Source organism: Mycolicibacter virginiensis (genome assembly GCF_022374935.2).
Classification (GTDB): Bacteria; Actinomycetota; Actinomycetes; order Mycobacteriales; family Mycobacteriaceae; genus Mycobacterium; species Mycobacterium virginiense.
Map to the genome: position 1 here is coordinate 777,483 of NZ_CP092430.2, position 19,729 is coordinate 797,211.

Consider the following 19,729-nt stretch of genomic DNA (forward strand, 5'->3'; position numbering starts at 1 on the left):
GGGGAAAGGGAGTTACGTGCTCGACGTCAACTTCTTCGATGAGCTCCGCATCGGCCTGGCGACCGCGGAGGACATCCGGCAATGGTCTTACGGTGAGGTCAAGAAGCCGGAAACGATCAACTACCGCACGCTCAAGCCCGAGAAGGACGGCCTGTTCTGCGAGAAGATCTTCGGACCGACTCGCGACTGGGAGTGCTACTGCGGCAAGTACAAGCGCGTGCGCTTCAAGGGCATCATCTGTGAGCGCTGTGGCGTCGAGGTGACTCGCGCCAAGGTGCGCCGTGAGCGGATGGGCCACATCGAACTGGCCGCTCCGGTCACCCACATCTGGTACTTCAAGGGCGTGCCGTCGCGCTTGGGCTACCTGCTGGACCTGGCGCCCAAGGACCTCGAAAAGATCATCTACTTCGCGGCCTACGTGATCACCAGCGTCGACACCGACATGCGTCACAACGAGCTGTCCACGCTGGAAGCCGAGATGGTCGTCGAGAAGAAGGCCGTCGAGGACCAGCGGGACGCCGACCTGGAGGCCCGCGCCCAGAAGCTCGAGGCCGACCTGGCCGAGCTGGAGGCCGAGGGTGCGAAAGCCGATGTGCGCCGCAAGGTTCGCGACGGCGGCGAGCGTGAGATGCGTCAGCTGCGCGACCGTGCCCAGCGTGAGCTGGACCGCCTCGACAACATCTGGGACACCTTCGTCAAGCTGGCTCCCAAGCAGCTGATCGTCGACGAGACCGTCTACCGCGAGCTGGTGGACCGTTACGGCGAGTACTTCACCGGTGCCATGGGTGCCGAGTCGATCCAGAAGCTCATCGAGACCTTCGACATCGACGCCGAGGCCGAGCTGCTGCGCGACATCATCAAGAACGGCAAGGGGCAGAAGAAGCTTCGTGCTCTCAAGCGCCTCAAGGTGGTCGCCGCCTTCCAGCAGTCGGGTAACTCCCCGATGGGCATGGTGCTCGACGCGGTGCCGGTGATCCCGCCGGAGCTGCGTCCGATGGTGCAGCTCGACGGTGGTCGCTTCGCGACCTCCGACCTCAACGACCTGTACCGCCGGGTCATCAACCGCAACAACCGGTTGAAGCGTCTGATCGACCTCGGCGCCCCCGAGATCATCGTCAACAACGAGAAGCGGATGCTGCAGGAGTCCGTCGACGCGCTGTTCGACAACGGCCGTCGCGGCCGGCCGGTCACCGGACCGGGCAACCGTCCGCTGAAGTCGTTGAGCGACCTGCTCAAGGGCAAGCAGGGCCGGTTCCGTCAGAACCTGCTCGGTAAGCGTGTCGACTACTCGGGCCGTTCGGTGATCGTGGTCGGTCCGCAGCTCAAGCTGCACCAGTGCGGCCTGCCCAAGCTGATGGCGCTGGAACTGTTCAAGCCGTTCGTGATGAAGCGACTGGTTGACCTCAACCACGCGCAGAACATCAAGAGCGCCAAGCGGATGGTGGAGCGGCAGCGCCCCCAGGTGTGGGACGTCCTCGAAGAGGTCATCGCCGAGCACCCGGTGCTGCTCAACCGTGCACCCACGCTGCACCGCCTGGGTATTCAGGCCTTCGAGCCGCAGCTGGTGGAAGGCAAGGCCATTCAGCTGCACCCGCTGGTGTGTGAGGCCTTCAACGCCGACTTCGACGGTGACCAGATGGCCGTGCACCTGCCGCTGAGCGCCGAGGCGCAGGCCGAGGCCCGCATCCTGATGCTGTCGAGCAACAACATCCTGTCGCCGGCCTCGGGTCGTCCGCTGGCCATGCCCCGACTGGACATGGTTACCGGTCTGTACTACCTGACCACCGAGATCGAGGGTGACACAGGCGAATACACCCCGGCTGCCAAGGACCGCCCGGAGACCGGCGTGTACTCCTCGCCGGCCGAGGCGATCATGGCCGTCGACCGCGGTGCGCTTTCCGTGCGGGCCAAGATCAAGGTGCGTCTGGACCAGCTGCGGCCGCCGGCCGAGGTGGAGACCGAGCTGTTCGGCGAGAACGGCTGGCGTCCGGGCGGGTCCTGGATCGCCGAGACCACCCTGGGCCGGGTGCTGTTCAACGAGCTGCTGCCGACCGGCTACCCGTTCGTGAACAAGCAGATGCACAAGAAGGTTCAGGCCGTCATCATCAACGACCTGGCCGAGCGCTACCCGATGATCGTGGTCGCCCAGACCGTCGACAAGCTCAAGGACGCCGGCTTCCACTGGGCCACCCGTTCGGGAGTCACGGTCTCGATGGCCGACGTGCTGGTGCCGCCGCGCAAGAAGGAGATCCTCGACTCCTACGAGGAGCGTGCCGACAAGCTGGAGAAGCAGTTCCAGCGTGGCGCGCTCAACCGCGAAGAGCGCAATGAGGCGCTGGTGGAGATCTGGAAGGAAGCCACCGAGGAAGTGGGTCAGGCGCTGCGTGACCACTACCCGGCCGACAACCCGATCATCACGATCGTCGACTCCGGTGCTACGGGTAACTTCACCCAGACCCGGACGCTGGCCGGCATGAAGGGTCTGGTGACCAACCCGAAGGGTGAGTTCATCCCGCGCCCGATCAAGTCCTCCTTCCGTGAGGGCCTGACGGTGTTGGAGTACTTCATCAACACCCACGGCGCCCGAAAGGGATTGGCGGACACCGCGCTGCGTACCGCTGACTCGGGTTACCTGACGCGTCGTCTGGTCGACGTTTCGCAGGACGTGATCGTGCGCGAGCACGACTGCGGCACCGAGCGCGGCATCATCGTCGACTTGGCCGAGGCCCAGGCCGACGGATCGCTGATCCGCAACGCGTTCATCGAGACGTCTGCCTACGCCCGCACGTTGGCCGTTGACGCGGTCGACGAGAAGGGCAAGGTCGTCATCGAGCGCGGTCACGACCTCGGCGACCCGTCGATCGAGGCTCTGCTGGCTGCCGGCATCACAAGCGTCAAGGTGCGTTCGGTGCTGACCTGCGCCACCGGAACCGGGGTTTGCGCCACCTGCTACGGCCGATCGATGGCCACCGGCAAGCTGGTCGACATCGGTGAGGCGGTCGGCATCGTTGCCGCCCAGTCCATCGGTGAGCCCGGTACCCAGCTGACCATGCGTACCTTCCACCAGGGTGGTGTCGGTGACGACATCACCGGTGGTCTGCCGCGTGTGCAGGAGCTGTTCGAGGCCCGGATTCCGCGTGGCAAGGCGCCGATCGCCGACGTCGCTGGACGGGTGCAGCTCGAAGAGGGCGAGAAGTTCTACAAGATCACGATCGTGCCGGATGACGGTGGCGAGGAAGTGGTCTACGACAAGCTGCCCAAGCGTCAGCGGCTGCGTGTGTTCAAGCACGAGGACGGCTCGGAGCGGTTGCTGTCCGACGGCGACCACGTCGAGGTCGGCCAGCAGCTCATGGAGGGTTCGGCCGACCCGCACGAGGTGCTGCGTGTGCAGGGCCCGCGTGAGGTGCAGATCCACCTCGTCAACGAGGTCCAGCAGGTCTACCGCGCCCAGGGTGTGTCGATCCACGACAAGCACATCGAGGTGATCGTCCGGCAGATGCTGCGCCGGGTGACCATCATCGACTCGGGCGCCACGGAGTTCCTGCCCGGTTCGCTGACCGAGCGCGCCGAGTTCGAGACCGCGAACCGTCGTGTGGTGGCCGAGGGCCTGGAGCCCGCGGCCGGACGTCCGGTGCTGATGGGTATCACCAAGGCGTCGCTGGCCACCGACTCGTGGCTGTCGGCGGCTTCCTTCCAGGAGACCACCCGCGTGCTTACCGATGCGGCGATCAACTGCCGCAGCGACAAGCTGCAGGGCCTGAAGGAGAACGTGATCATCGGCAAGCTGATCCCGGCCGGCACCGGCATCAACCGGTACCGCAACATCGCCGTGCAGCCCACCGAAGAGGCCCGGGCCGCTGCGTACACGATCCCGTCCTACGAGGATCAGTACTACAGCCCGGACTTCGGCGCCGCCACCGGTGCCGCGGTTCCGCTGGACGACTACGGGTACAGCGACTACCGCTAGCTTTTTGTAGCGCGAGCAGACACAAAAGCCCCCATTCCGTGCCGGAATGAGGGGCTTTTGTGTCTGCTCGGCGGGGTGCGGCAGCTATCCACAGGGGTGACTTTCCCGTTGGTCGCGATCGGGCCAACCTCGGCGGATGGCAATTGACGAGACGTCTTCGCAGCCCATGGCGGTCTGGCCACCACCCGCCAGCTCCTCGAGGTGGTCAGCCGCAAAACCCTTGAGTGCCACGTGCGGGCGGGCCGGGTGGTGCGGGCGCGCCGCGGCGTCTACGCGGCTGCCCAACCCGACATGTTCGGTCAGCTCGCCGCATTGGACCTAGCCACCGGGACGCGGATCGTCGCTTGCCTGGGCACCGCAGCGGCGCTTTACGGTTTTGACACCGAAGCCGATCCTCGGTTGCACGTCCTCGACCCGGGCATCCGTCTACGACCCACGGCCGACATCATGGTCCATCAGCGCCTGGGCGCCCCGTTGCGGAGGATTGGGGGGCGGCTCGCCACCGCTCCGGCGTGGACGGCGATCGAAGTGGCGCGGACGTTAAGGCGGCCGCGCGCTCTTGCGACCTTGGACACCGCGGTGCGCATCGGGGCATGCACGCCATCGGAGTTGACGTACGCGCTCGCGGAGCAGAAGGGCCGTCGGGGCATCGTCAAAGTCCGGGAATTGTCCGCATACATCGACCGACGGTCCGAGTCCGCGATGGAAAGCGAGGCCCGGCTGGTGTTCATTGATGGTGGCCTGCCCAAGGCCGAGTTGCAGTACGAGATCGCCGACCGCTGCGGTGACGTCTGGCGTGTCGATTTCGCTTGGCCGGAGGCGCGATTAGCCGCCGAGTACGACAGTATCGACTGGCATATGGGGCCGAAGGCCCTATTGCATGACCGCTTGAAGATCGCGCGATTACAGGAATGCGGTTGGCTATCGGTTCCCATGACGGTAGGCGATGTTCGCGGCGATCCGATGGGGCTGGTGGCGCGCATCAATATGCAGTTGGACCAGCGTCTGGCCGGGTGATTTCTTCGGCTGAGCAGACATATAGGCCCCCTTTGGCCGCTGGAATTGGGGGCTTTCATGTCTGTTCGCGGGTTGGGGGAGGCAGGCCCGCCGGGTTGCGGCCCGCCAGCAGAGCGGGTTGCATCGTTGAGATGGGGGACGAAGTCAACCGCACCGCCTATTCCCGCGCCCAGCGCCGCCAATACCGGCACAAGATTCAGGAGTGCCTGGATGTTTTCGAGACGATGCTGGCGCAGGCCAGCTTCGAGTGTGAGCCGCCGCTGACCGGTATGGAGATCGAGGGCAACCTGATCGGCGACGACTATCACCCGGCCATGTCGAACGCCGGCGTGTTGTCCGCGATCGACGATCCGGCGTTTCAACGCGAATTGGGTTCCTACAACATCGAATTCAATGTGCCGCCGCGTCAGTTCACCGCGCGCGCGGCGCTGGATCTGGAAGCCGAGGTGCGTGCCAGCCTCAACGACGCGCAGGCCAAAGCCCGGGCAAACGACGCAGGCATCGTGATGATCGGCATCTTGCCGACCCTGATGCCCGAGCATCTGGCCGGTGACTGGATGAGTGATTCGGCGCGGTACGCGGCACTCAACGATTCGATCTTCGCCGCGCGGGGCGAAGACATCGACATCGACATCGACGGCCCCGAGCCGCTGAACCTGCATGCCGAGAACATCGCACCGGAATCGGCGTGCACCAGCATGCAATTGCACCTGCAGGTCTCGCCGGCCGACTTCGCCAACCATTGGAATGCCGCCCAGGTACTGGCCGGCCCGCAACTGGCGATCGGGGCCAACTCGCCCTACTTCTTCGGCCACCGGCTATGGGCCGAGACCCGCGTCGAGTTGTTCGCGCAGTCCACCGACACCCGGCCCGACGAACTGAAGAACCAGGGGGTACGGCCCCGGGTGTGGTTCGGCGAGCGGTGGATCACCTCGATCTTCGACCTGTTCGAGGAGAATGTGCGTTACTTCCCGTCGCTGCTGCCCGAGGTCTCCGAGGAGGACCCGGCGGACGAGCTCGCGCAGGGACGCACCCCGCAACTGGCCGAGCTGCGTCTGCACAACGGCACGGTGTACCGCTGGAATCGCCCGGTATACGACGTCGTCGGCGGAAGACCCCACTTACGGGTGGAGAACCGGGTCCTGCCATCGGGTCCCACGGTGGCCGACATGGTGGCCAATGCGGTGTTCTACTACGGCTTGCTGCGCAGACTGGCCCGCGAACAGCGCCCGCTGTGGACTCAGATGAGTTTTGCGGTGGCGCACGACAACTTTCGCCGGGCCGCGCGCCTCGGCATGGATGCCCGGCTGTTCTGGCCGGACCTGGGCGAGGTGAGCGTGGCGGAACTGACTCAGCGCGACTTGTTGCCGCTCGCCCGTCAAGGGCTCGAGGAGTGGGGCGTGGCCACCGAGGTGATCGACCGGTTCCTCGGCATCATCGCCGACCGGGTGGCAACGGGACGCAACGGCGCCACCTGGCAGGTGTCGACGGTCCGCGCGCTGCAGGCGCAGGGCCTGAGCCGGCCGGCCGCGCTGGCGGAAATGCTGAGCCGGTACTGCACGCACATGCACACCAACGAGCCGGTCCACACCTGGCCGACCGAACTGGGTTGACTAGGCTGGCCGCCGTGTTGATCGGATCCCATGTGCGCCCGCAGAATCCGCTGGCTGCCGCCGAAGCCGACGGCGCCGACGTGGTGCAGATCTTCCTCGGTAACCCGCAGAGCTGGAAGCCCCCCAAACCGCGCGAGGATGCGGCGCAGCTTCGCGCGGCGGCGCTGCCGATTTACGTGCACGCGCCGTATCTGATCAACGTGGCCTCCCCGAACAACCGGGTGCGCATCCCGTCGCGCACCATCTTGCAGCAGACCTGCGACGCCGCCGCCGACATCGGCGCGGCCGCGGTGATCGTGCATGGCGGGCACGTGACCGCCGATGACGACGACCCGCAGGCCGGGTTCGCGCGGTGGCGCAAGGCGCTGGACCGCTTGGAGTCAGGCGTCCCGGTGTACCTGGAGAACACCGCCGGCGGTGACTATGCGATGGCCCGGCACTTCGACACCATCGCCAAACTGTGGGACCACATCGGCGACACCGGCGTCGGTTTCTGCCTGGACACCTGTCACACCTGGGCGGCCGGGGAATCGCTGCCCGACGCCGTGGAGCGCATCAAGGCGATCACCGGACGCATCGATCTGGTGCATTGCAATGACTCCAAGGACGCGCCCGGCTCCGGACGCGACCGGCACGCCAACTTCGGTGCCGGCCAGATCGACCCGGACCTGTTGGTCGCGGTGGTCAAGGCAGCGGGAGCTCCGGTGATCTGCGAGACCGCCGAGGAGGGCCGCAAGGCCGACATCGCATTCCTGCGCGATCGGCTGAGCTGACGTGCAGCGTTGGGTGGGCCGAGGGTAACCAAAAACATCCGATCTGACTTATTTATCGCACAAAGAGCGACATTGGGTCGGTAGTGTGCTACAACTTTGCTAGGCGCCGTGACCGCGGCAGCTGTGCACACGTCTCAGGACTGGAGGGGGTCCAAATGCCTGAGCGACACCGGAATGGTGTGGGGGGAGTGCGCAGCCCTTAGTCCGGCGCCCCAAAACGACGGCGGTCACAGCCTGGAACCTCCCGACCCCGGGCCGTGACCGCCGTTTTTTGTTCGCCGACACCAATTTGATTACACCCATTGTGCGTGCGTGCAAAAAATGTAATATTCGGCTATGGCCGACACGCATATCGTCACCAACCAGGTCCTTCCGCTGGAAGGCTATAACCCGGCGTCGTCCCCGGTCCTCATTGAATCGCTGATCCGCGAGGGCGGTCAGTGGGGCGTCGACGAGGTCACCGACCTCGGGGCGATATCCGGGTCCAAGCAGGTGCAACGCTGGGGCGAGCTCGCCGACCGCAACCGACCGGTGCTGCACACCCATGACGTCGTCGGTAACCGGATCGACGAAGTGGAATACGACCCGGCCTATCACGAGCTGATGCGCACCGCGATCGCCCACGGCCTGCACGCCGCGCCATGGGCCGACCCGCGACCCGGCGCGCACGTCGTCCGCGCCGCTCAAACCGGGGTGTGGACCGCCGAGCCGGGCCACATGTGTCCGATCTCGATGACGTACGCGATCGTGCCCGCGCTGCGTAACAACGCCGAACTCGCCAAGATCTATGAGCCCTTGCTGACCAGTCGGGTCTACGACCCCGAGCTGAAGGTGCCGGCCAGCAAGGCCGGTATCACCGCCGGCATGTCGATGACCGAGAAGCAGGGCGGCTCCGACGTGCGCGCCGGAACCACCCAGGCGGTCCCGAACGGTGATGGCAGCTACACCCTGATCGGGCACAAGTGGTTCACCTCCGCGCCGATGTGCGACGTGTTCCTGGTGCTGGCGCAGGCGCCCGGCGGATTGAGTTGCTTCTTCCTGCCTCGGATCCTGGCTGACGGCACCCGCAACCGGATGCGGCTGCAGCGGCTCAAGGACAAGCTCGGCAACCACGCCAACGCCTCCAGCGAGATCGAGTACGACGGCGCGACCGCCTGGCTGGTGGGCGAGGAGGGTCGTGGGGTCTCGGTCATCATCGAGATGGTCAACCTCACCCGCCTGGACTGCGCGCTGGGCAGCGCGACCAGCATGCGAATGGGCCTGGCTCGTGCCATCTACCACGCCCAGCACCGAAAGGCGTTCGGCGCCTATCTGATCGATCAACCGCTGATGCGCAACGTGCTGGCCGATCTGGCCGTGGAGGCTGAGGCCGCCACCATGGTGTCGATGCGGATGGCCGGTGCCACCGACAAGGCGGTCGGGGGCGATGAGCGTGAGGGACTGTTGCGTCGGATCGGGTTGGCTGCCACCAAGTACTGGGTGTGCAAGCGCGCCACCCCGCACGCCGCCGAGGCGATGGAGTGCCTGGGCGGCAACGGTTACATCGAGGATTCGTTGATGCCGCGGCTGTACCGGGAGGCGCCGTTGATGGGCATCTGGGAGGGGTCGGGCAACGTCAGCGCCTTGGACACGCTGCGCGCCCTGGCCACCCAGCCCCAATCGGTGGCGGTGCTCTTCGATGAGCTCGCCGAGACCGCCGGGCAGGATCGTCGGCTCGACGCGCATGTCGAAGCGTTGAAGACCCGACTGGCGGGCTTGGGCGCTGACGTGGTCGCTGCCCAGTACCAGGCGCGCAAGATCGCCGAGGACATCTGCCTGGCGCTGCAGGGCGGGTTGCTGGTGCGCCATGGCCACCCGGCCGTCGCCGAGGCGTTCCTGGCAACGCGGCTCGGCGGCCAATGGGGTGGTGCATTCGGCACTCTGCCGGCCGGCCTCGACCTCGGGCCGATCCTCGAGCGTGCGCTGGTCAAGGGCTGACCCGGCATGCGCCATCACATCGCCCCGGTCGAGTTCGACAACCTGCGGACGATGACTTACGAGGTCACCGACCGCATCGCCCGGATCACCTTCGACCGCCCGGAACACGGGAACGCGATCACCGCCGACACCCCGCTGGAATTGTCGGCGCTGGTGGAACGCGCCGATCTGGATCCCAACGTGCACGTGATCCTGGTGTCGGGGCGTGGCGAGGGATTCTGTGCCGGTTTCGACCTGGGTGCCTACGCCGAAGGCTCGTCGTCGGCGGGCGGGGAGAACTACCGGGGCAGTGTGCTCGACGGTAAGACGCAAGCCACCAACCACCGTTCGGATCAGCCGTGGGATCCGATGATCGACTACCAGATGATGAGTCGATTCGTCCGCGGCTTCGCCTCGCTGATGCACGCCGACAAACCCACCGTGGTCAAGATCCACGGCTACTGCGTGGCCGGCGGCACCGACATCGCACTGCATGCCGATCAGGTGATCGCGGCATCTGACGCCAAGATCGGTTACCCGCCGATGCGGGTGTGGGGGGTGCCGGCGGCCGGACTGTGGGCGCACCGGCTCGGCGACCAGCGCGCCAAACGCCTACTGCTGACCGGAGATTGCATCACCGGAGCTCAGGCCGCCGAATGGGGTCTGGCGATCGAGGCTCCGGACCCAGCTGATCTTGACGAGCGCACCGAACGCCTGGTGGCCCGTATCGCCGCGATGCCGGTCAACCAACTGATCATGGCCAAACTCGCCCTCAATACCGCACTGCTGCAACAGGGCGTGGCCACCAGCCGCATGGTCAGCACCGTGTTCGACGGGGTGGCGCGACACACGCCGGAAGGGCACGCCTTCGTCGCCGACGCGGTGCAGCACGGGTTCCGTGACGCAGTGCGGCACCGCGACGAGCCGTTCGGGGATTACGGTCGAAAGACCTCCGGGGTTTAGGGGGTCACCTGATGTCCGGCACAGTGCGTATGACGGCCCGCTCGGTAGTTCTGTCGGTGCTCCTGGGTGCCCACCCCGCGTCGGCCACCGCGGCTGAATTGCTACGACTGACAACAGATTTCGGGATCAAGGAAACAGCCTTGCGGGTGGCCCTGACCCGGCTGGTCGCTGCCGGAGACCTGATCCGATCGGTCGAAGGGTACGGACTGTCCGAGCGTCTGCTGGAGCGCCAGCGTCTACAGGACGCGGCGCTGAATCCCCAGGCGAGGAGCTGGGACGGCAACTGGCTGGCCGTAGTGATCACCACCATCGGCTGCGACGCGCGAACCCGGGCCGCCTTGCGCTCGGGGCTGGCCGAGCGGCGGTTCGCCGAGCTGCGCGAGGGATTCTGGATGCGCCCGGACAACATCGACGTCGAGCTGGGGGAGAGCCTCGGCGGGTATACCCGGCTGCTCACAGCGCGTGACGAGAAGCCCGCCGAATTGGCCACCACGCTGTGGGATCTGGCGGGGTGGGCGCAGACTGGCCACGAGTTGCTCGCCGCGATGGCCGCCGCCGAGGACATACCAAGCCGCTTCATCGTCGCCGCGGCCATGGTCCGCCACCTGCGGCGCGACCCGGTGCTGCCGCCCGAACTTCTTCCGGCGGACTGGCCAGGGACGCGAATCCGCAGCCGCTACGCGGAGTTCGCCGATGAACTGGTCGCGCGACGCGACGCGGACCGGGAGGCGGTGCTGCGATGAGTGCAGTGCGCGTGGAGCGCAGTGGCCCGGTCACCACGGTGATCTTGGATCGACCGCATGCCCGAAATGCCGTCGATGGCCCGACCGCCGCGGCGCTCTATCAGGCCTTCGACGAATTCGACCGCGATGCGAGCGCATCGGTGGCTGTGCTGTGGGGAGATCACGGAACCTTTTGCGCCGGAGCCGATCTCAAAGCCCTCGGTACGCCGAACAGCAATCAGACCCATCGCAGCGGGCCGGGGCCGATGGGTCCGACCCGGATGATGTTGTCCAAACCGGTGATCGCCGCGGTCAGCGGCTACGCGGTGGCCGGTGGCCTGGAGTTGGCGCTGTGGTGCGACATGCGGGTAGTCGAGGCCGACGCGACCTTCGGCGTCTTCTGCCGGCGCTGGGGCGTACCGCTCATTGACGGCGGCACCGTGCGATTGCCCAGACTGATCGGCCACAGTCGCGCCATGGACATGATCCTCACCGGCCGAGCGGTGAACGCCGAGGAAGCTCTGGCGATCGGACTGGCCAATCGGGTTGTCCCCACCGGAGAGGCGCGCCGCGCAGCAGAGCAGCTGGCCCTCGAACTAGCCGAGCTGCCGCAGGGTTGCCTGCGCTCGGATCGGTTGTCGGCGCTGCGGCAGTGGGGCATGACCGAATCCCACGCGATGGACTCCGAATTCGAAAGCATCGAGCGAGTGGCCGACGAGGCGTTGCGCGGGGCGGGCCGCTTCGCCGGCGGGGCCGGCCGCCACGGCGCTAAGGCCTGATAGGCCTGACGCCGGCGGGAAGCCGACTCCCCGTCAGCGCTTGTCGGCGATGGTGTTGCCGGACCCGCGGTTGTCGACCTTGGGATCGCCGCCGCGATAGGTGATGGAGTTATTGAGCCCGGTGATCGTCAGTGTCTTGTCGATGCGCTCGATGGTGATGCGGTTGTCGGCACCGCCTACGTTCACCGCTTCGCAGCGGCCGCGGACCGTCAGCTTGTTGTTCGAACCGGCCACGTTCAGTGATTTGCCGTCGGCGCAGTCCAAAGCCGATGTCGCTCCGAACGACTCGTATCGGATCGTGTTGGCGAACCGGCCGTCGTAGTTCTGCGAGATCCGCGAGGACTTGGGTGGCGCCTCCGACTCGCAGCCGGTGAGTACGACTGCGAGCAGCGTCATTCCACCGGCCAGCAGCGAGCAGAGATTTACCCGGAGAACGTGGGTCACGCCGCTACGCGTTGGAGCCGGTTGGTCATCCCCAGCTCTCGTCCGCGGTCGAACAGCAGCGGGTCGCCATTGTGGTAATAGACGATGGTGTCGTTGCCGTAGACCGTGACGTCGTTGACGATCGTGTCGGCGATCACCGTGTTCTGCGAGCCCTGCGTGGTCACCGCCCAGCAGGTGCCCATTGCGTGGATGGTGAGGTTGACGCCGTTGATGAACAGCGTCCCGCCGTTGCAGTCCAGGGTGTGGGTCTCGTGCACCCCGTAGATGTGGATGTCGCCGGGCACCGCGTGCGCGCTCGCGGCTGCCCCCAGTGAACCGGCGGCCAGACCCAGCAACGCACTCGCCAGCGCGGTCCATTTCATCTCCGAGCCCCTCTCACCGGACGCAATCTCGGCAAAGCTTACGTCGCACTGGCTGGCGCGTACTCGGGTTCCCCTACTAATCGGTCAATTAGAGTTCTGTGCTGATCTCCTCCTGCCGCACCCTACGAAGGGCCTACGCCATGTCAGCTCGACCAGAGCCGCCCGCCGCGGGGGGGCGCTCGCGCGCCAACGGCAAAGCGGGGGCGCGCCCGGTCAAGCTGAGCCGCGACGTCATCGTCAACGCGGCCTTGAATTTCCTGGACCGCGAGGGCTGGGACGCGCTGACCATCAACGCGTTGGCCACCCAGCTGGGCACCAAGGGCCCGTCGCTGTACAACCACGTGCACAGCCTCAACGACCTGCGTCGCGCCATGCGGATGCGGGTCATCGACGACATTCTGGAGATGTTGACCCAGGTCGGGCAGGGCCGCGCCCGCGACGATGCGGTGCTGGTGATGGCCGGCGCCTATCGCAGCTATGCCCATCACCACCCGGGCCGGTACTCGGCGTTCACCCGGATGCCGCTGGGCGGCGACGACCCGGAATACACCGCCGCGGCCACCCGGGCCGCCGCCCCGGTCATCGAGGTCTTGGCGTCCTACGGGCTCGAAGGCGACCGTGCGTTTCACGCGGCCCTGGAGTTCTGGGCGGCCATGCACGGATTCGTTCTGTTGGAGATGACCGGCGTGATGGATGACGTGGACACCGACGCCGTCTTCTCCGACATGGTGCGCAGGCTGGCCTCGGCGATGGACAGCCGCACCCAGTAGTCGCGCAGGTGTGGGAGGGGCCGCGGGGGAGGCTGGGCACGCGCTTTGACCTGCCGGAGTGCTGCCGGGTATTGTGGTAGCTCGTGCCTGGCCACCGAGGCGCGTTTGGTGACATAACGCGCGCGCCTGGCCCAATTCGCATGTCCATTATGCAGCGGAGTGATTCGCAGCGGCCCATGCGACACGCCCGACCGCGGGGTAGCGGTGGGGCACAGACCGCAGGATTTAAAGAGTTTTGAACAGCGATACAGGAAGCCGGTAGATGCCAACCATTCAGCAGCTGGTCCGTAAGGGCCGCCGCGACAAGGTCGCCAAGGTGAAGACCGCGGCCCTCAAGGGCAGCCCGCAGCGACGGGGCGTGTGCACCCGCGTGTACACCACCACCCCGAAGAAGCCGAACTCGGCGCTTCGCAAGGTGGCGCGCGTCAAGCTGACCAGCCAGGTGGAGGTGACCGCCTACATCCCGGGTGAGGGTCACAACCTGCAGGAGCACTCGATGGTGCTGGTGCGTGGTGGTCGTGTGAAGGACCTGCCGGGTGTGCGCTACAAGATCATCCGCGGCTCGCTGGACACCCAGGGAGTCAAGAACCGCAAGCAGGCCCGCAGCCGCTACGGCGCGAAGAAGGAGAAGAGCTGATGCCGCGCAAGGGTCCCGCTCCCAAGCGTCCGCTGGTCAACGACCCCGTCTACGGGTCGCAGCTGGTCACCCAGTTGGTCAACAAGGTGCTGCTGGACGGCAAGAAGTCGCTGGCCGAGCGCATCGTCTACGGCGCTCTCGAGCAGGCTCGGGACAAGACCGGTACTGACCCGGTCGTGACGCTCAAGCGTGCGATGGACAACGTCAAGCCGGCCCTCGAGGTTCGCAGCCGCCGCGTCGGTGGTGCCACCTACCAGGTTCCGGTCGAGGTGCGCGCTGAGCGCTCCACCACGCTGGCGCTGCGCTGGCTGGTGAGCTTCTCGCGGGCTCGCCGGGAGAAGACCATGATCGAGCGCCTGGCCAACGAGATCCTGGACGCCAGCAATGGCCTGGGTGCTGCCGTCAAGCGCCGTGAAGACACCCACAAGATGGCCGAGGCCAACCGGGCGTTCGCGCACTACCGCTGGTGATTACCCCGGCATGACAGCCGGGCACTTGCGACAACAAGGCAATTGAAGTAACCGAAAGAGTGGGAAGACTGCTGTGGCACAGGATGTGCTGACTGACCTGAACAAGGTCCGCAATATCGGCATCATGGCGCACATCGATGCTGGTAAGACGACGACGACCGAGCGGATCCTGTACTACACCGGCGTCAACTACAAGATCGGTGAGACGCACGACGGTGCCTCCACGACCGACTGGATGGAGCAGGAGCAGGAGCGCGGCATCACCATCACCTCCGCCGCGGTGACCTGCTTCTGGAACAAGAACCAGATCAACATCATCGACACCCCGGGCCACGTCGACTTCACCGTCGAGGTGGAGCGCTCCCTGCGTGTCCTTGATGGCGCCGTCGCAGTGTTCGACGGCAAGGAGGGCGTGGAGCCGCAGTCCGAGCAGGTGTGGCGGCAGGCCGACAAGTACGACGTGCCCCGGATCTGCTTCGTCAACAAGATGGACAAGCTCGGTGCGGACTTCTACTTCACCGTGCGCACCATCGAAGAGCGCCTCGGTGCTCGCCCGCTGGTGATCCAGCTGCCGATCGGCGCGGAGAACGACTTCGAGGGCATCGTCGACCTGGTCGAGATGAACGCCAAGGTGTGGCGCGGCGAGACCAAGCTCGGTGAGACCTACGAGACCATCGAGATCCCGGCCGACCTGGCCGACAAGGCCGACGAGTACCGGACCGCTCTGCTGGAGGCAGTCGCCGAGACCGACGAGGCTCTGCTGGAGAAGTACCTCGGCGGCGAGGAGCTCTCGACCGAGGAGATCAAGGGCGGCATCCGCAAGCTGACGGTCTCTTCGGAGCTCTACCCGGTGCTGTGCGGCAGCGCGTTCAAGAACAAGGGTGTCCAGCCGATGCTGGACGCGGTGATCGACTACCTGCCGTCGCCGCTGGACGTCGAGTCCGTGCAGGGCCACGTGCCCGGCAAGGAAGACGAGGTCATCAGCCGCAAGCCCAGCATCGACGAGCCGTTCTCGGCGCTGGCGTTCAAGATCGCGGTGCACCCGTTCTTCGGCAAGCTCACCTACGTCCGGGTGTACTCGGGCAAGGTGGAGTCCGGCACGCAGGTGGTCAACTCGACCAAGGGCAAGAAGGAGCGGCTGGGCAAGCTGTTCCAGATGCACTCCAACAAGGAGAACCCGGTCGACTCGGCGTTCGCCGGCCACATCTACGCGATGATCGGCCTGAAGGACACCACCACCGGCGACACGCTGTGCGACCCGAACAACCAGATCGTGCTGGAGTCGATGACGTTCCCGGCACCGGTCATCGAGGTGGCCATCGAGCCCAAGACCAAGAGTGACCAGGAGAAGCTGAGCCTGGCCATCCAGAAGCTGGCCGAAGAGGACCCGACCTTCAAGGTCCACCTCGACCAGGAGACCGGTCAGACCGTGATCGGCGGCATGGGCGAGCTGCACTTGGACATCCTGGTGGACCGCATGCGCCGCGAGTTCAAGGTCGAGGCCAACGTCGGCAAGCCGCAGGTGGCCTACAAGGAGACCATCCGCCGCAAGGTGGAGAAGGTCGAATACACCCACAAGAAGCAGACGGGTGGCTCGGGCCAGTTCGCGAAGGTCCTCATCGACATCGAACCGTTCACCGGCGAAGACGGTGCCACCTACGAGTTCGAGAACAAGGTCACCGGTGGCCGCGTGCCCCGCGAGTACATCCCCGCGGTGGACGCCGGAGCCCAGGACGCCATGCAGTACGGCGTGCTGGCCGGCTACCCGCTGGTCAACATCAAGGTCACCCTGACCGACGGTCAGTACCACGACGTCGACTCCTCCGAGATGGCCTTCAAGGTGGCCGGCTCGCAGGCACTGAAGAAGGCTGCCGCTGCCGCGCAGCCGGTGATCCTGGAACCGATCATGGCCGTTGAGGTCACCACGCCCGAGGACTACATGGGCGATGTGATCGGCGACCTGAACTCCCGCCGTGGCCAGATTCAGGCCATGGAGGAGCGCAGCGGTGCGCGCGTCGTCAAGGCGCAGGTGCCGCTGTCGGAGATGTTCGGCTACGTCGGAGACTTGCGGTCGAAGACCCAGGGCCGGGCGAACTACTCCATGGTGTTCGACTCCTACGCCGAAGTGCCGGCGCAGGTGGCGAAGGAGATTATCGCGAAGGCAACGGGCGAGTAACTAGCTTCCCGCCCGTGCCGCTACGGTGGCACAAACCAAAAAAGATCAATCCTGCTGTAACCCAGCACCAACAAGTCCAGGAGGACAAGAAGTGGCGAAGGCGAAGTTCGAGCGGACGAAGCCGCACGTCAACATCGGGACCATCGGTCACGTTGACCACGGCAAGACCACGCTGACCGCGGCTATCACCAAGGTTCTGCACGACAAGTACCCGGACCTGAACGAGTCGCGTGCGTTCGACCAGATCGACAACGCTCCCGAAGAGCGTCAGCGCGGTATCACGATCAACATCTCCCACGTGGAGTACCAGACCGAGAAGCGGCACTACGCCCACGTCGACGCGCCGGGCCACGCCGACTACATCAAGAACATGATCACCGGTGCCGCGCAGATGGACGGCGCGATCCTGGTGGTCGCGGCCACCGACGGCCCGATGCCGCAGACCCGCGAGCACGTGCTGCTGGCCCGTCAGGTCGGTGTGCCCTACATCCTGGTGGCGCTGAACAAGTCGGACATGGTCGACGACGAGGAGCTCCTCGAGCTCGTCGAGATGGAGGTCCGCGAACTGCTGGGTGCCCAGGACTTCGACGAGGAGGCCCCGGTGGTCCGGGTGTCGGCTCTCAAGGCCCTCGAGGGTGACGAGAAGTGGGTCAAGTCCGTCCAGGACCTGATGGAGGCCGTCGACGAGTCCATCCCGGACCCGGTTCGTGAGACCGACAAGCCGTTCCTGATGCCGGTTGAGGACGTCTTCACCATCACCGGTCGTGGCACCGTGGTCACCGGTCGTGTCGAGCGCGGCGTGATCAACGTGAACGAGGAAGTCGAGATCGTCGGCATCCGTCCGGAGACCACCAAGACGACCGTCACCGGTGTCGAGATGTTCCGCAAGCTGCTGGACCAGGGTCAGGCCGGTGACAACGTCGGTCTGCTGATCCGTGGTATCAAGCGTGAGGACGTCGAGCGTGGCCAGGTTGTGGTCAAGCCCGGCACCACCACCCCGCACACCGAGTTCGAGGGCCAGGCCTACATCCTGTCCAAGGACGAGGGTGGTCGCCACACGCCGTTCTTCAACAACTACCGTCCGCAGTTCTACTTCCGCACCACCGACGTGACCGGTGTGGTGAGCCTGCCGGAGGGCACCGAGATGGTGATGCCCGGTGACAACACCGAGATGACCGTCAAGCTGATCCAGCCTGTCGCCATGGACGAGGGTCTGCGGTTCGCCATCCGTGAGGGTGGTCGTACCGTCGGCGCCGGCCGGGTCGTCAAGATCATCAAGTAGTTCCTGCGCAAGCAGTCGTAAAATCCCCCTTTTCCTCGGAGGAAAAGGGGGATTTTGCGTTTGCCCGGCAACGCAGTGTTAGACGCTGGTGACGTGATGTTGTGGCGATACGTCAAGGCGCAGTTGCTCGTCCTGTTGTGCGGGGGCCTGGTCGGCCCGATTTTCTTGATCGCCTACTACGCCATCGGCGAATACGAGATGACGCAGTGGATGTACTACAGCGGGATCGCGATCACCGTGGTCGATGTGCTGGTGGCCCTGGCGCTGACCTATTTCGGGGCGCGATCGGCCAGCGATGCCGCGCTGCTCGAGCGCGACGGGGTTTTGGCGCTCGCGCAGATCACCGGCATCACCGAGACCGGTACCCGGATCAACGATCAACCGCTGGTCAAGTTGCAGTTGCACATCACCGGTCCGGGTTTGGCGCCGATGGATCGCGACGACCGGGTCATCGCCAGTGTCAGCCGATTGGGCAACATCACCGCCCGCAAGCTGGTGGTCCAGGTCGACCCGGTGAGCGGCAAGCACCGGATCGACTGGGAACGCAGCGCGGTGGTCAACGGGCTGGTGCCTGCGCAGTTCAACGTTGCCGAAGACGGCCAGACCTACGACCTCAGCGGGCAATCCGGCCCGCTGATGGAGATCCTGCAGCTGCTCAAGTCCCACGGCGTGGGTCTGAACCAGATGGTGGATGTTCGGTCGAATCCCGCTCTGCGACAGCAGATCAGCGCGGTGGTGCGCCGGGCGGTCGCCCAGCAGTCGGCGACAGCCGAGCCGGTAGCCGCGCCGGCAGGCGAGCAGCCGTCTGTCGGTGAGCGGTTGCAGGAACTGTCGGCACTGCACGCGGCGGGCACGGTGACCGACGAGGAGTACGCGCAGAAGCGGGCCCAGATCATCGCCGACCTCTGAGGGGACGGAATTAGAACACGTTCCATATACAGCTGCTAGCCTCGTCGAGTGAGCGAGAGCCAGAACCACAATCTGCAGGGCAAGGTGGCCTTTGTTACCGGTGCGGCGCGCGGCCAGGGCCGTTCGCACGCGATCCGGCTGGCGGCCGCCGGCGCCGACATCATCGCCGCCGACATCTGCGCCCCGGCGTCGGACTGCATCACCTACCCGGCGGCCACGCCCGAGGAATTCGCCGAGATGGTCAGCGCGGTCGAGGCCCACGGCCGCAAGGTGCTGGCCCGCACGGTCGACGTCCGTGACGATGCCGGGCTGCGCAAGCTGGTCGACGACGGTGTCGAGCAATTCGGACGCCTCGATGTGGTGGTGGCCAACGCCGGCGTGCTGAGCTGGGGCCGGCTGTGGGAGCTCACCGACGAGCAGTGGAACACCGTCATCGACGTGAACCTGACCGGCACCTGGCGCACCATCCGGGCGGCGGTGCCGGCGATGATCGAGGCCGACAACGGCGGTTCGATCGTGATCGTGAGCTCGTCGGCCGGGCTGAAGGCCACGCCGGGCAACGGCCACTACGCGGCGAGCAAGCACGCCCTGGTGGGGCTGACCAACACGCTGGCTCTCGAGGTCGGGGCACACCGGATCCGGGTCAACTCGATTCACCCTTACTCGGTGGACACCCCGATGATCGAACCGCAGGTGATGGCCCAGATCTTCACCGAGCGCCCCGACTACCTGCACGCGTTCCCCCCGATGCCGCTCCACCCGCAGTCGTTCATGACCCCTGACCAGGTCTCCGACGTGGTGGTTTGGCTGGCCGGCGATGGCTCTGGAATCCTGACGGGAGTCCAGATCCAGGTCGACAAGGGCGCGCTCAAGTACTGATCGTCCCTGG

17 protein-coding genes are annotated in these 19,729 nt (G+C 65.9%); 15 read left to right on the forward strand and 2 right to left on the reverse strand.

Annotated elements, in window-relative coordinates; genetic code table 11:
- The first annotated feature begins 16 nt into the window (after nt 1-16).
- The 8 genes from MJO54_RS03835 (at nt 17) to MJO54_RS03870 (ending at nt 11,790) form a co-directional block, all read left to right on the forward strand.
- Nucleotides 17-3,967, forward strand: a complete 3,951-nt coding sequence (locus MJO54_RS03835) for a DNA-directed RNA polymerase subunit beta' (protein WP_046282647.1) — start codon at nt 17-19, stop codon at nt 3,965-3,967.
- Between the two features lie 201 nt (nt 3,968-4,168).
- Nucleotides 4,169-4,984: a type IV toxin-antitoxin system AbiEi family antitoxin gene (locus MJO54_RS03840; protein WP_233428686.1), complete on the forward strand. Its 816-nt coding sequence runs from the start codon at nt 4,169-4,171 to the stop codon at nt 4,982-4,984.
- Between the two features lie 131 nt (nt 4,985-5,115).
- Nucleotides 5,116-6,597: a glutamate-cysteine ligase family protein gene (locus MJO54_RS03845; protein ID WP_105294833.1), complete on the forward strand. Its 1,482-nt coding sequence runs from the start codon at nt 5,116-5,118 to the stop codon at nt 6,595-6,597.
- Between the two features lie 14 nt (nt 6,598-6,611).
- Nucleotides 6,612-7,370 (forward strand): deoxyribonuclease IV, encoded by a 759-nt coding sequence (locus tag MJO54_RS03850; RefSeq protein WP_240175681.1) that lies wholly within the window; start codon nt 6,612-6,614, stop codon nt 7,368-7,370.
- A 336-nt stretch (nt 7,371-7,706) separates the two neighbouring features.
- Nucleotides 7,707-9,347, forward strand: a complete 1,641-nt coding sequence (locus tag MJO54_RS03855; RefSeq protein WP_046282644.1) for an acyl-CoA dehydrogenase family protein — start codon at nt 7,707-7,709, stop codon at nt 9,345-9,347.
- Nucleotides 9,348-9,353: 6 nt separating this feature from the next.
- Nucleotides 9,354-10,289 (forward strand): crotonase/enoyl-CoA hydratase family protein, encoded by a 936-nt coding sequence (locus MJO54_RS03860; protein WP_046282643.1) that lies wholly within the window; start codon nt 9,354-9,356, stop codon nt 10,287-10,289.
- 29 nt (nt 10,290-10,318) lie between these two features.
- The gene (locus tag MJO54_RS03865) at nt 10,319-11,032 is read left to right on the forward strand and encodes a PaaX family transcriptional regulator C-terminal domain-containing protein (protein WP_105294842.1); all 714 of its coding nucleotides are present in this window, start codon (nt 10,319-10,321) and stop codon (nt 11,030-11,032) included.
- A complete protein-coding gene (locus tag MJO54_RS03870; protein ID WP_046282642.1) occupies nt 11,029-11,790 on the forward strand; it encodes a crotonase/enoyl-CoA hydratase family protein in 762 nt (253 codons plus the stop codon). Before MJO54_RS03865 ends, MJO54_RS03870 begins: the two co-directional genes overlap by 4 nt.
- A gap of 33 nt (nt 11,791-11,823) precedes the next feature.
- Here MJO54_RS03870 and MJO54_RS03875 read toward each other — a convergent pair whose 3' ends face one another.
- Together MJO54_RS03875 and MJO54_RS03880 are read right to left on the reverse strand one after the other, a co-directional pair.
- The gene (locus MJO54_RS03875; protein WP_233428687.1) at nt 11,824-12,234 is read right to left on the reverse strand and encodes a DUF3060 domain-containing protein; all 411 of its coding nucleotides are present in this window, start codon (nt 12,232-12,234) and stop codon (nt 11,824-11,826) included.
- Nucleotides 12,231-12,596: a DUF3060 domain-containing protein gene (locus MJO54_RS03880; RefSeq protein ID WP_105294831.1), complete on the reverse strand. Its 366-nt coding sequence runs from the start codon at nt 12,594-12,596 to the stop codon at nt 12,231-12,233. The genes MJO54_RS03875 and MJO54_RS03880 overlap by 4 nt, the downstream gene beginning before the upstream one ends.
- A 140-nt stretch (nt 12,597-12,736) precedes the next feature.
- On the opposite strand from MJO54_RS03880, the gene MJO54_RS03885 reads away from it, so the two are divergent.
- The 7 genes from MJO54_RS03885 (at nt 12,737) to MJO54_RS03915 (ending at nt 19,719) form a co-directional block, all read left to right on the forward strand.
- Nucleotides 12,737-13,366, forward strand: coding sequence for a TetR/AcrR family transcriptional regulator (locus MJO54_RS03885; RefSeq protein ID WP_046282639.1), 630 nt, complete (start codon nt 12,737-12,739; stop codon nt 13,364-13,366).
- Nucleotides 13,367-13,628: 262 nt separating this feature from the next.
- Nucleotides 13,629-14,003, forward strand: a complete 375-nt coding sequence (gene rpsL, locus MJO54_RS03890) for a 30S ribosomal protein S12 (protein ID WP_007767794.1) — start codon at nt 13,629-13,631, stop codon at nt 14,001-14,003.
- Nucleotides 14,003-14,473: a 30S ribosomal protein S7 gene (rpsG, locus tag MJO54_RS03895; RefSeq protein WP_024441009.1), complete on the forward strand. Its 471-nt coding sequence runs from the start codon at nt 14,003-14,005 to the stop codon at nt 14,471-14,473. The genes rpsL and rpsG overlap by 1 nt, the downstream gene beginning before the upstream one ends.
- Before the next feature lie 73 nt (nt 14,474-14,546).
- Complete coding sequence (gene fusA / locus MJO54_RS03900; protein WP_046282638.1) at nt 14,547-16,649, forward strand: elongation factor G; 2,103 nt, start codon at nt 14,547-14,549, stop codon at nt 16,647-16,649.
- Nucleotides 16,650-16,740: 91 nt separating this feature from the next.
- Nucleotides 16,741-17,931 (forward strand): elongation factor Tu, encoded by a 1,191-nt coding sequence (tuf, locus tag MJO54_RS03905; protein WP_046282637.1) that lies wholly within the window; start codon nt 16,741-16,743, stop codon nt 17,929-17,931.
- Nucleotides 17,932-18,027: 96 nt separating this feature from the next.
- The gene (locus tag MJO54_RS03910) at nt 18,028-18,840 is read left to right on the forward strand and encodes an SHOCT domain-containing protein (RefSeq protein ID WP_046282636.1); all 813 of its coding nucleotides are present in this window, start codon (nt 18,028-18,030) and stop codon (nt 18,838-18,840) included.
- Nucleotides 18,841-18,888: 48 nt separating this feature from the next.
- Nucleotides 18,889-19,719 (forward strand): mycofactocin-coupled SDR family oxidoreductase, encoded by an 831-nt coding sequence (locus MJO54_RS03915; RefSeq protein ID WP_082108026.1) that lies wholly within the window; start codon nt 18,889-18,891, stop codon nt 19,717-19,719.
- The last annotated feature ends 10 nt before the right edge of the window (nt 19,720-19,729 follow it).

Bases quoted from the DNA above. Each gene is read 5' to 3' on its own strand.
- MJO54_RS03845 (WP_105294833.1), top strand. From the start codon at position 5,116: ATGGGGGACGAAGTCAACCGCACCGCCTATTCCCGCGCCCAGCGCCGC.
- MJO54_RS03855 (WP_046282644.1), top strand. From the start codon at position 7,707: ATGGCCGACACGCATATCGTCACCAACCAGGTCCTTCCGCTGGAAGGC.
- MJO54_RS03860 (WP_046282643.1), top strand. From the start codon at position 9,354: ATGCGCCATCACATCGCCCCGGTCGAGTTCGACAACCTGCGGACGATG.
- MJO54_RS03865 (WP_105294842.1), top strand. From the start codon at position 10,319: ATGACGGCCCGCTCGGTAGTTCTGTCGGTGCTCCTGGGTGCCCACCCC.
- MJO54_RS03870 (WP_046282642.1), top strand. From the start codon at position 11,029: ATGAGTGCAGTGCGCGTGGAGCGCAGTGGCCCGGTCACCACGGTGATC.
- MJO54_RS03880 (WP_105294831.1), bottom strand. From the start codon at position 12,596: ATGAAATGGACCGCGCTGGCGAGTGCGTTGCTGGGTCTGGCCGCCGGT.
- MJO54_RS03885 (WP_046282639.1), top strand. From the start codon at position 12,737: ATGTCAGCTCGACCAGAGCCGCCCGCCGCGGGGGGGCGCTCGCGCGCC.
- rpsL (WP_007767794.1), top strand. From the start codon at position 13,629: ATGCCAACCATTCAGCAGCTGGTCCGTAAGGGCCGCCGCGACAAGGTC.
- rpsG (WP_024441009.1), top strand. From the start codon at position 14,003: ATGCCGCGCAAGGGTCCCGCTCCCAAGCGTCCGCTGGTCAACGACCCC.
- MJO54_RS03910 (WP_046282636.1), top strand. From the start codon at position 18,028: ATGTTGTGGCGATACGTCAAGGCGCAGTTGCTCGTCCTGTTGTGCGGG.